This window comes from Brevundimonas sp. SL161 (genome assembly GCF_049896985.1).
GTDB lineage: Bacteria > Pseudomonadota > Alphaproteobacteria > Caulobacterales > Caulobacteraceae > Brevundimonas.
The window spans coordinates 160,851-172,476 of the sequence record NZ_JAFCVJ010000003.1 but is presented as its reverse complement, the minus strand read 5'-3'; the positions used below and the strand labels follow the sequence as shown (position 1 = coordinate 172,476).

Genomic DNA, 11,626 nt, shown 5'->3' with positions numbered 1-11,626 from the left:
ACAAGCGCTCTGTCGTTACAAATCCGTCAGGCGGACCAGCCGCTGGGCAAATGGTGGCTCCAGGGCGTCACTACGTCCGTCGAACGGCGTCGCGCCGCCGGCGTCCGCGTACGGCGCCGGGGAAATCCGTAGAGGACGGCGACGACCACAGCCAACCAGCCCCACGCGGTGCCCTTATGTTTATGATGGATCTCTTCCATGGCGGTCTCCCGTTCCGATTGCCTTCGATATTGGACGTATCGGCTTGACAACACCCGTTCGCAAACCAGTAGTATGACAGGTTAGCCCTAGGTGCCCTTATGCCTGATCCGCTTGCCGGCCTCCCCCTGTCGTCGATCCGCGTGTTCGAGGCGGCTGCGCGTCTGACGAGCTTCACCCGCGCGGCGGAGGAACTGGGCATGACCCAGGCAGCGGTCAGCTGGCAGATCAAGGCGCTCGAGACGCGGCTGGGTTTCAGCCTGTTCCGGCGCCTGCCAAGGGAGGTGCAGCCGACCGAGCCCGGTGAGCGGCTGGCGCGGGCCGCGACCGAGGCTTTGACCTTGCTGCGGCGGGCCTTCGCCGAAGTGACCGAGGCGAATCAGGGGGTGCTCTCGATCACCACCCTGACGACCCTGGCGACCCAGTGGCTGGCGCCCCGGCTGGGGGCGTTCCAGGTCGCCAATCCGGGGCTGGCGGTGCGGCTGGACACCAGTCCAACGATCATCGACCTGGCGCGCGAAAACATGGACATCGCCCTGAGGTCCGGGGACGGCGACTGGCCCGGCGTCGAGTGCGCCATGCTGATGCCCAGTGTCTTCACCCCCCTTTGCCGTCCCGCCCTGTGCGAGCGGCTGGCGCTGGAGAATCCGGCCGACCTGGGCGATGCGCCACGGGTCGGGGATGAGAAGGAGTGGGCGGCCTGGTTCGCCTGCGCCGGGGTCACGACGGCGGCGACGCCAGCGTCCCGGCTGCGGGCCGATATCCAGGGCCTGGAGGTCGCGGCGGCCATGGGCGGTCAGGGGGTCGCCCTGGGGTCGCCCATCCTGTTCGCCCGGGAGATCAAGGCGGGGCTGCTGGTCCGGCCGTTCCGCCAGACGGTGAGACTGTCGAAAGGCTATTTCATCGCCTGGCCGCAGGACCGCAGGCGGTCGCCCAAGATCGCCCGCTTCCGCGACTGGCTGCTGGCCGAGGCGGCGGCCGATCCCGACATCGCCGCCGAGATCGCGCTTACGCCCGCATGATGCCCTGAAGCACCGCCAGCGGCACCGAGCCGTTGAGGAGCATCCGGTCGTGGAAGGCCTTGATGTCGAAGCCGGGCTTCGCCTGGGCCTCCTGACGCAGGCCCTCGATCACGGTCTGGCCCAGCTTGTAGGAGCAGGCCTGACCCGGCCAGACGATGTAGCGATCGACCTCGGACTGGGCCGAGTTGGCCGGGGTCGCGGCCTCGGCGATCATATAGGCGATGGCCTGTCCGCGGCTCCAGCGCTTGTCGTGCAGGCCGGTATCGACGACCAGGCGGACGGCGCGGAAGAGGTAGGCCTGGAGGTAGCCGATCCGGCCCAGCGGGTTGCCCTCGTACATGTTGAGGTCATCGGCAGCGACGCGCTCCGAGTACAGGGCCCAACCCTCATTGTAGGCCGAGAAGCCGCTGGCCCGACGATAGATCGGCAGGGTCCCGGCCTCGCGCGCAACCGAAATCTGGAAGTGATGACCCGGCACCGCCTCGTGATGGGTCAGGGTCGGCAGCGACCATTTCGGCCGGTTCGCCGTGTCGCGCAGGTTGATGTAATAGGCGCCCGGTCGCGAGCCATCCAGCGACGCCGCCTGGTAGTAGCCGCCCGGCGCCCCGATCTGGATCGACACCGGCACGCGACGGATCTCGACCGGCGCCTGGGGCAGGGTCGAAAAGACCTCAGGCAGGCGCGGCGTGATGGCCGCGACCATGTCGTTCAGCGAGGCGATCAGGGCGACCTTGCCCTCGTCGGTGTTGGGCCACAGGTGCTGAGGGTCCTGGCCGAGCGCATTGACGCGTTCGCCGACCGTGCCCTCGGTCATGCCGAGGCTCTTGAGGATGGTGTCGATCTCGGCCTGGATCGAGGCGACCTGCTGCAGGCCGATCTCGTGGATTTCCGAGCCGGTGTAGGTGGTGGTCGTGTAGCCGCGAAGCCCGAGATTGTAGAGGGTCTCGCCCTGCGGCAGGCGCCAGACACCGACATCGTTCGAGGCGGTCGGGCGCTGGGCCTCGAACACCGCGATCTGACGGCCGAGAGCCGGCTTTATCTCCGCGTCGACGATGACGCCAGCGCGGGCGCCCCAGTCTCCGGCCAGCGACTTCTCGCCGGCCTTGCGGACCAGGGCCTGGACCATGGCCATCTCGGCGGCGGGCGTATCGCGCAGCGTCTTCAGCTGGGTCAGGGTCTTGTCCATGATCACGGCCGGCAGGGTGATGCCCGCCCCGGCGTCCGCCTCAAGCCTGGCGTTCTCCTGATCCAGCTGGACCGCGAAGGCCTTGAGCCGCGACAGGAAGGCCTCGGCGTCGGCCGGGGTCTCCAGCCGGTGCTGGTTGGTCATGAAGTCGGGGACGCTGAAATAGGCGCCGCCGTTCTGGGCGACGATATAGGGCGATCCGGCGAAGGGCAGGTCGGCCCGCAGGGCGGCGGTCTCGGCCTGGAACTGCGAGACGGCCAGAGTGACCTTCATGCTGTCGGACAGGCCGTCGGTCGACCAGCCCTTCAGGCGTTCCCAGCGGGCGAGGTCGCGCGCCTTGTCCTCGCGCTCGGCCTCAAGACTGAGATCGCCGAGGCGGCCCGCCAGGTGGGCGCGGTCGTCCTTGTCGATGCCCAGGCTGGTTGCGAAGGTCGGGCTGCGCTCGACGTTGTCGTAGAACCACTCGGTCAGCAGGGCGTCGAGCGCGGCGTCCTGTTGCGACTGGGCGAAGGCCGCGACCGGCAGGGCGGCGATGAGGCCGGCGCCGGCGGCGGAGAGCATGAGGCTACGACGATCGAGCATAGTAGAACCTTCCAGAACGCGGGTCCGGCGGCTTTATCCGGACCAAAAACAGGGTGACGAAACGGACGAACTGACGAGCCGTTTTAGTAAAATCAAAGATTCGCCTGAGCCCGAAGGGGCCGGCGGCGGGATTATCCGAAATTTTCGGTCGAAACGGACCGACGGAAAACCCTGGGACGTTTCAAAGATGAGTCGCCTTCAGATGGCTGTCGGTCCCATTCGGCGCAAGGGCGGGGCCGGAATAAAGTCCTTGACCGTCATTCCATCGCGACGCCGAGCCAGGCTTCGCGGAAGGCCAGTTGTGCGGGCGTAACAAGCCCGCCGCCAGCCTCGACGCGTACCAGGGTGAACGACGGATCGGGGGCGAAGCGCAACATGGCGGATCGCTCCACCCCGCGCTGGAGGAAGCGGATCGAGACCTCGTCGCCGGGCTTCGCGGCGGCGAGCGCGGCGGTCCAGTCCGTCTGGCCGGCGATGGCCTTGTCGCCCACCGCGACGATCTGGTCGCCACGATCCAGGCCGGCGGCGTAGAGCGGCGTGCCGGGCGCGAGGGCGGCCGCGATGACGGGAGCGCCCGTTGCCGGAAGGCGGACCGCTCCCGCCCAGGCGGCGGTCGGACGGACGGGCTGGATCAGGACGCCCGCCTGGGCCAGCAGCGGGCCGAAGTCGGGCAGGTCGCTGCCCTCGATCGTGCGGGCGAACCAGTCCCGGGCGAAGGCGGGATCGCCGGTGACCTCGGCCAGAGCAGCCTCGATGTCGGCGGGCGCATAGGGCCGCTCGGGCACGCCGTGGGTGCGCCACATCGCGCGCATCAGGTCGTCCAGCGTCACGCCGGGGAACCGCTGGCGCAAGGTCAGATCCAGACCGAAGCCGATGACCGCGCCATACGGATAGTAGGAGACGAAGATGTTCGGATTGGTCGGGTCGATGGACGTGGCCGCATCGACGAACGGCGCTCGCAAGCTCATCTCCTGGGGCGAACCGAAGCGACGGCCGGCCGCGTTCTGAACGAAGTCCAGCTGGCCGCCCATCTCACCGAGGAAGGCGTCGGTATTGGCCACGCCCGCCCGGCGGATCGTCAGAGGGCCGTAGTAGCTGGTGAAGCCTTCGGCGAACCACAGGGACGGGGTCGGATTGGCGCGGGTGAAGTCGAACGGTTCCAGTTCGTCGGGGCGGATGCGCTCCACATTCCAGGAGTGGAAGAACTCGTGGCTGAGGGTTCCCAGCTGGTCGAAGTTTGCGTCCTTCAGGGAACGGGTGTCGTTGATGATGGTGGAGTTGCGATGCTCCATCCCGTCGCCGTTCACCCAGGGCAGGTAGTCGGCGATGAAGGTATAGGTCCCGAAATCGTAGTCGGGCACGTCGCCGAAGACGGCGATCTGCTGGTCCACGATTCGGCGGGCGCGCTCGGTGAAGGTGTCCATCTCCGCGTCCGTGCCGGCATGGTGCATGGCGATGCGGATGGTGCGGGGAACGCCCGCGTCATCGACCGTCCACTCGCGCACCATGTGAGCGCTGAGCTCGGTCGGACTGTCCATCAGATACTGCAGGTTCGGGGCGGCGAAGGTGTTGGGCTCTGCCTGCGGCTGGAGCTGGGTCGCGACGATCCAGTCGGGCGAGAACGGCTTGAAGCGCACGGTAACCGGCCGGTCGTCGAAGCCTGTCGCCCAGGCGAGGGTCGCGGGCATGTTCAGGTGGGCGTGGCTCGCGTCGATCTGGGAATAGGTGCCGTCCGAGCGATCGGCGAACAGGGTGTAGAAAAGGCTGACCGTGCCGTCATGGCCCGGAACGGTCCAGCCGTAGGGATCGGTCCGATCGATGGTCAGCGGACGCCCGCGCCCGTCGACCGCGGAAACGGAATAGATGTTCTTGGCGAACTCGTGGATCGCATACCGGCCGGGCGAGGAGCGCGACATCTGGAACCGCACCGGGGCCGAACCGACCTCGCGATAGGTGACGGTGATCCGCGCCTCGTGGTGAACGGCGTTGTCGAAGCTGACGTCGTAATCCTGGGCCTGTGAGATGCCGGCCCCGAAGGTCAGGGCGGCGAAGCAGGCGGACGCGGTCAGCAGGCGACGAACGGACATGGGAACTCCGGAACTGGGACGGGCACATAGGGGCGCAAGCGGGGCCGGGAGGCAAGGGGTGGCTCATTCTCCCTCCCCCTCGGGGGAGGGTCGTCGATGCGCTTGCATCGACGGGGTGGGAACGGCCGGTGATGCGGACACAGGACAATGGAGTTTCGCCTTGCCGCCCCCACCCGGTCTCCGCTGCGCTCCGACCACCCTTCCCCGAAGGGGAGGGACAGAAGTATCGCGTCAGCCCGGACGCAGTTCCTGTTTTACCCGTTCGGCGAGCGTCTTGATGTCCAGCGGCTTGGGCAGGAAGGAGACGCCAGCCTCGTCCTGCAGCAGGTCGGAGAAGTCGCTCTCGGCATAGCCGGAGATGAACATGACCGGGGCGTCGCCGAGGTACTGGCGGGCCTTTTTCAGCAGGCTCGGTCCATCAAGGCCCGGCATGATCACGTCCGAGATCATCATATCGATCTGGCCGGCCCACTCCTCGGCGAGCAACAGGGCTTCCTCGCCGTCGGCCGCCTCGATGACCTCGTAGCCGCGCTGGCGCAGCAGGCGGGCGGCGATGCCGCGCACTGCGGCTTCGTCTTCAACGAACAGGATGCGGCCGTTGCCCGACAGGTCGCGGGGGGCGCTCTTGACCTTGGCCACGACCGGGCCGACCTCGATCAGCTCCTGTTCCGAGGCGGCGGGCAGGAAGATGCGGAAGGCCGCCCCCGCCCCCTCCAGATTGGTCACACCGATATGGCCTCCGGCCTGCTGGACGATGCCGTAGACGGTGGCCAGGCCCATGCCGGTCCCCTCATTGACCGCCTTGGTGGTGAAGAAGGGTTCGAAGATCTTGTCCAGCAGTTCGGGCGGGACGCCGGGGCCGGTGTCAGAGACCTCGATCAGGGCGCTCTCGCCGTCGGGTGCCTCAAGCCAGCCGAGAGTCCGCGCATCCGCCTGGGTCAGACGCAGGGTCTTGATGGTGACGACGCCTGCGCCGGGCTCGACCACGCCGCGCATGGCGTCGCGGGCGTTGACGGCAAGGTTCATGACCGCCGTCTCCAGCTGGGACTTGTCGGCCATGACCACCGGCAGGTCGCGCCCATAGTCCGTCTCCAGCCGCACGTCCTCCCGCAGCAGGCGGCGCAGCAGGACCGCAAACTCCCCGACCAGCTCGCCGAGATCGAGCCGCTCGCGACGCACGGTGGACTTGCGCGAGAAGGCCAGCAGCTTGCGCACCAGGTCGGCGGCGCGGATGCCGGTCTGACGGATCTGGTTCAGGCCATCATAGGACGGATCGCCGACCGGGTGGCGTTCAAGCAGCTCGGACAGCTGGAGCTGGATCGCGGTCAGCAGATTGTTGAAGTCGTGGGCCACGCCGCCGGCCAGCTGACCCACGGCCTGCATCTTCTGGGCCTGAGACAGCTGCAGCTCCATCGACTTCTGGGCCGAAACGTCGAACAGCCAGACGCGCCGCTTGTCGCCTTCCGGGGCGACATAGAGGTGCAGCATCCTGTCGGGATGGGCGCGAGCGACCAGCTCGATCGGGCCGGTCGATCCGGCGGCGATGCGGGCGCGGGCCTCGGTCACTCCGGCGGGATCGAACAGATGGCCGAAGGCGGCGTCACGGGCCGAGGCGGGGCCGGTCAGGGTCGCCAGCGCCGGATTGGGCTCCTCCGCGCGGCCGGCGAAGATGTCGTCCCCCGCGATGACAGCCGAGCCGAACGGAGCGCCGGCGGCCATGGCGCGCGCGTCTCCGTTCGAGGCGGCATAGGCGGGCGCGGGGACGGCGGTCGGGGTGTTGCTGAGCGTCGCCTCGGGCGCCTCACGGACCAGGAAACGCCCCTCCCCGGCCTGGCCGATCAGGACCTCGATCTCCCGGTCGCCGATCAGGACGATGGCGCGACCCTGCTCGCCTTTGCGGGCCTGGGCGAAGGCCATATAGAGGGCCTGGGCCGACTTGCCCTTGGGCAGATTGACAGTCGCGCCATTCTGGGAGGCCCAGGCGCCGTTATAGGCCAGCACGGCGCCGGAGGCCCAGACCAGGGCGGCGGGCTCGGCCATGGCGTCCAGCATCTCCACCGCCACGTCGCCGGCGGGCCGGTCGCTGCGGCTGTGGACATCGATCCGGTTGAAGGCGAACAGGCCCATCAGGGCGACCGCGGCCACCGTGACCAGCAGGATCATGTGCGGCGTCGTCAGGGGCCCAGCCTGGAAGGCGGGCCAGGCCAGGGCCGCGATGGCCACGGCGAAACCGACCGCCATCAGGATCACGGTGATGTCGAACTTCGGCGCCGACGGCGCGTTGGAAACGGTCATGGCAAGTCAGCCCCCGCGAATCAGTGGGCTGATCATACAGCGCTATCGCCGCTTCCGCTTCTGCATGACGAAGCCGATGATCCTGGCCGCCGCCTCGAAATGTTCGCGCGGGATGGTCTCGTCGATATCGACGGCGGCGTAGAGGGCGCGGGCCAGGGGCACGTTCTCGACGATCGGGACGTCGTGCTCGCGCGCAACCTCGCGGATGCGCAGGGCCAGGGCGTCGACGCCCTTGGCGACGCAGACGGGGGCGGCGTCGCCGGCCTCATAGCGCAGGGCCACCGAATAGTGGGTCGGGTTGGTGACGATGACCGTGGCTTTCGGGACGTTCTGCATCATCCGCTGGCGGCTGCGCTGCATGCGGATCTGCCTCAGCTTGGCCTTCACGTGGGGGTCGCCCTCGGTGTTCTTGTACTCTTCCTTGACCTCTTCCTTGGTCATGCGCTGACGCTTGGCGAACCGCATCCGCTGCCAGATGAAGTCCGCGCCGGCGCCGAGAACCAGGAAGACCAGGGTCGAGGCCATCAGAGCGATCATGAGGTCGCGTGTGAGCGGCAGGATCGCGGCGGGCGACATCGCCGCCATGTTCTCGAACTCGCGCATGTGCGGCTTCAGGACCATCCAGCAGATGACCGACACGGCGACCAGCTTGGCGAAGGTCTGGGCGAACTGCATCAGGCCATCGGGGCCGAAGATGCGTTTGAGCCCCCCCATCGGGCTGATCTTTTCCCATTTGGGCTTCATCTTCTCGGCCGAGAACAGGAAGCCGGACTGGAAGACGTTGCCGCCCACCCCGCCGATGATGGTGGCCAGCATGACCGCACCGAGGAAGGGCGCCACGGCCCAGACGGCGTTCATGCCGATCTCGACGCCCGCGCCCGCCTCCAGCCCGCCGATCAACAGGTGGGGCGAGGCAATGAAAGGCATGAAGGCCTCGCCGATCGAGGTGGCGAAATAGCCGCCGCCCATGACGATGACGGCGGTGGCGCCGAGGAGGCTGAGGGCCGGGGCGACGTCGGCGGATTTCGCGACGTCGCCCTTTTTTCGCGCTTCCTCGAGTTTCTGGGGTGTCGCCTCTTCTGTCTTCGAGTCGGGATCCTTGTCGTCAGCCACCGACCCCTCCCGAGACGAACAGGTTGGCCAGGTTGCGGTAGCGGTCGATGAAGACCGTTCCCAGCGCGCCGAGCGACAGGGCGAAGATCGACAGGCCCAGAATGATGCTGAGCGGGGCGGCGGCGAAGAAGATCTGGAACGCCGGCATCACCCGCCCGATCAGGCCCGCAGCGAGGTTGAAGATGAGGGCGAAGACGATCACCGGCGCCGACAACTGGACGCCCAGAATGAAGCTGTCGCCCACCGTGCGGATGGCCAGTTCGACGAAGTCGGCGGCGATCAGGGGACGCGCCGGGGCGATCAACTCGTAGGACCCCACCAGCCCGGCGATGAACAGGTGATGGGTGTTGGTGGCGAAGACCAGGACCGTGCCGAACAGCATCAGGAAGGCGGCGATGGTGGTGTTCTGGCCGCCCATGAGCGGGTTGGCGGTCTGGGCGAAGCTGAGCGTGGTTTGCAGCGAGACGATCTCGCCGGCGGTCGACAGGGCGCTGGTGAAGATCCGCAGGATGGAGCCGATCATCAGGCCGGTGATCACCTCGCGGATGACCCAACCGACCGTGGCGCCGAGGCTGTCGGGCAGGGCCGGAAGGGACCCGCCGATGACAGGCCACAGGCAAAGCGAGATGACGAGGGCCAGGGACAGGCGGATGCGCGGCGGGACGTAGGTCTCGCCGATGCCCGGCAGGGTCAGGATGATCGCGCCGATGCGGGCGAAGATCAGCCCGCCGGCCCAGACCTGATCGGCGGTGGCGTAGGGCTCCATTCAGCCCCGCTACATGCCCGAGATGCGCGCCGCGATGGTCCGCATGAAGGCGCCGAGAAGGCCGCCCATCAGCGGCAGGAACAGCAGCAGGGAGATAAAGATGGCGATGATCTTGGGGGCGTAGACCAGGGTCTGTTCCTGGATCTGGGTCAGGGCCTGGAACAGACCGATGCCGACGCCCACGACCAGACCGACGAGGAGCACGGGCGCGCACAGCTGGATCGTCAGCCACAGGGCGTCGCGGCCCACATCCAGAACTTCCGCGCCGCTCATTGTCCAACCCTGGTAACTACTGGGCAGAAAATGCCGGGAGCGTGGTTAACGGGGGGTTAGCGTGACGACGGAACCCCTGTCTTAGACGGGTATATTCCCGCCCGCGCCAGCCGTGGGCGCCGCCGCCGTCCTGTCGAACGACGGCGATCCCGGCGTCGAATGAAGCCCCGCGGTCTGAGACAGCGACGAACATGTCGACGCCCGAGGCCGACGACACCGGCGAGGTCGTCGGGCTCAAGGCCTGGTTCTAGGTCGCCGCCTTCTCGCGCTGCGCTTCGGCGTCCTGCCGTCGCCCCAGCCGGTCCAGCGCCACAGCGTGAGCCAGATGCAGCTCCCGCCATTCGGGAGCGAAGGGTTCCGCCTCGACGTATTTCGCGGCGGCCTCGGCCCAGCGGCCCTGGGCGGCCAAGGCATCGCCCCAGCCCTTGAGCGGATCAGCCCAACGCGGGCCGCGCTGGTGGGCGTCGCGGAAGCGGGTGACGGCGCGGGCCGCGTCGCCGCGCGCCAGCAGGGTCAGGGCGCGGCGCTGATAGGCGAACGGCAATGACGGAGCGAGGCGGATGGCGACGCCATACTGGCGGTCAGCCTCGGCGTGCAGGCCGCGCGCCTCCAGCACATCGGCGCGGAAGGCGGCGCAGGACATGTAGCGGTCGCCGCGCACGAAGGCGGCCTCGGCCTGGGCATACCGTCCGGACAGCCCCTCGGCGAGACCAAGAAAACAGGGCGCCTCATAGAAGGTGAAGGCGACATCCTCATCGGACTGCCAGATCGCATCCAGCGCCTCGGCGGCGGTGAGAGCCCCGGCGCGGTCGCCTGAGCCGAGAGCGCGGTAGGTCTCGATCATGCGCCGGGCCGCGAGGGTCAGGGGAGCGTCGGGAGCCGCGCCGGCGAGATGGCGGAATGCGCCGGCGTAGTCATGACGGCGGCCTTCGGAATCGGCGAGGCTGATTTCCTGACCGCCCAGGGCGCCCTCCCCGCCGGTCCTGTCGATGTCGGCCTCGGCGCGCTCGATGGCGCCGGTCCAGTCCTGGGTCAGCAAAAGGCCATTGGCGCTCAACATCGGCTCGCCGTCGGGGGTGGATCGCGCCGCCATCTGGCGCGCCGCGCGGGCGGCGGCTTCCTCGCCCTCCGCGTCGAACAGGGTGGTGACGAGCATCTCCCAGACATCCGGGTCGCCAGGCTCGATGTTGAGCGAGAGCCGGAGCTTGTCGGCCGCTTCCGCCGGGCGGCCGAGGGTCGCCAGCAGGATGCCCCAGTCATAGGCCAGCGCGGCCCGGGACGTCGGATGGGCCGCATAGGCGACGGGGATGAACCGCTCGGCATCCTCGTAGCGCCGGGTCTCGAGCAGGTAGCTGGCGAACAGCTGGGGCTCGAACCGGCCGTAGATGTATTCCGCCGCCTCGGTGATCAGGCGCGGCATCTCCGCTTCCGGGCCGGTGAAGGTGCGGCCGCGCACGCCGTCGGCGCGGATGGTCAGGGAGACCTCGCCGTCCTGGCTGACAGTCACGGCGCCGCCGATGTGGGTCTCCTTGCCGAACCAGCCGCGCAGCAGCTTGTCGATCTCGCCGAGCGAGACTCCGGTCGAAGGCACGACGACTGCGACGTCGCGGGTCCAGTTCAGGGCCACGGCGCGGTTCTCGGCGGAATTTCGAGCGTCCGTGCCGATGGTCGTGACCACGTCGGCGACGCCGCGGGCGATGACCTGGCCCGTGTGCCCCCTGCGGGTGAGGCCATAGGGGCTGTCGAACGGATCCACGACCACCGCGCGCGAGTTGGCGGCGGTCCAGACCATCATGGCCAGGCCCGCGACGAAGACGACTCCGACCAGGGCGGTCATCACGCGCAGGACGAATCCCATCCGCTCGTTTGAGACCTGGGCCTTGATCAGGCGGCGCTGTTCCTCGACCAGAAGCACGGCAGGGTCGGGCGGTCCCATGGCCTCTTCCGTGGCCTCCATGACGTTCTCGGCCATCTCGATGGCGTCGAGGCTCTCGGTCGCCTTGTCGCGACGCCGGCCCAGCCGGATGCGTCCCTCGCGCGGATCTTCGTCGGTCATCCAGCCCCCTGAAGGCGCCAGACTAGACCGATGTTCGCTGAGGGCAAA

The 11,626-nt window shown here is 68.3% G+C and carries 8 protein-coding genes; 1 reads left to right on the top strand and 7 read right to left on the bottom strand.

What is annotated here, in order from left to right; translation table 11 throughout:
- Positions 1-299 precede the first annotated feature (299 nt).
- Complete coding sequence (locus ACP7AU_RS04555) at positions 300-1,220, top strand: LysR substrate-binding domain-containing protein (RefSeq protein ID WP_426050647.1); 921 nt, start codon at positions 300-302, stop codon at positions 1,218-1,220.
- Here the strand turns inward: ACP7AU_RS04555 and ACP7AU_RS04550 are convergent.
- From ACP7AU_RS04550 to ACP7AU_RS04520, 7 genes are all read right to left on the bottom strand, one after another.
- Positions 1,207-2,988 (bottom strand): DUF885 domain-containing protein, encoded by a 1,782-nt coding sequence (locus ACP7AU_RS04550; protein WP_426036642.1) that lies wholly within the window; start codon positions 2,986-2,988, stop codon positions 1,207-1,209. The two genes, ACP7AU_RS04555 and ACP7AU_RS04550, sit on opposite strands and share 14 nt — an antisense overlap.
- A gap of 257 nt (positions 2,989-3,245) precedes the next feature.
- The gene (locus tag ACP7AU_RS04545) at positions 3,246-5,075 is read right to left on the bottom strand and encodes a M61 family metallopeptidase (protein ID WP_426050646.1); all 1,830 of its coding nucleotides are present in this window, start codon (positions 5,073-5,075) and stop codon (positions 3,246-3,248) included.
- Between the two features lie 231 nt (positions 5,076-5,306).
- Entirely contained in the window at positions 5,307-7,370 is a 2,064-nt protein-coding gene (cckA, locus tag ACP7AU_RS04540; protein ID WP_426036638.1) for a cell cycle histidine kinase CckA, read from the bottom strand.
- A 42-nt stretch (positions 7,371-7,412) separates the two neighbouring features.
- Complete coding sequence (gene flhB, locus ACP7AU_RS04535) at positions 7,413-8,483, bottom strand: flagellar biosynthesis protein FlhB (protein ID WP_426036636.1); 1,071 nt, start codon at positions 8,481-8,483, stop codon at positions 7,413-7,415.
- The gene (gene fliR, locus ACP7AU_RS04530) at positions 8,476-9,249 is read right to left on the bottom strand and encodes a flagellar biosynthetic protein FliR (RefSeq protein WP_426036634.1); all 774 of its coding nucleotides are present in this window, start codon (positions 9,247-9,249) and stop codon (positions 8,476-8,478) included. Before fliR ends, flhB begins: the two co-directional genes overlap by 8 nt.
- Before the next feature lie 9 nt (positions 9,250-9,258).
- Entirely contained in the window at positions 9,259-9,522 is a 264-nt protein-coding gene (gene fliQ / locus ACP7AU_RS04525; RefSeq protein ID WP_425987983.1) for a flagellar biosynthesis protein FliQ, read from the bottom strand.
- A 247-nt stretch (positions 9,523-9,769) separates the two neighbouring features.
- Positions 9,770-11,578, bottom strand: coding sequence for a hypothetical protein (locus ACP7AU_RS04520; protein WP_426050645.1), 1,809 nt, complete (start codon positions 11,576-11,578; stop codon positions 9,770-9,772).
- Positions 11,579-11,626: the final 48 nt, after the last annotated feature.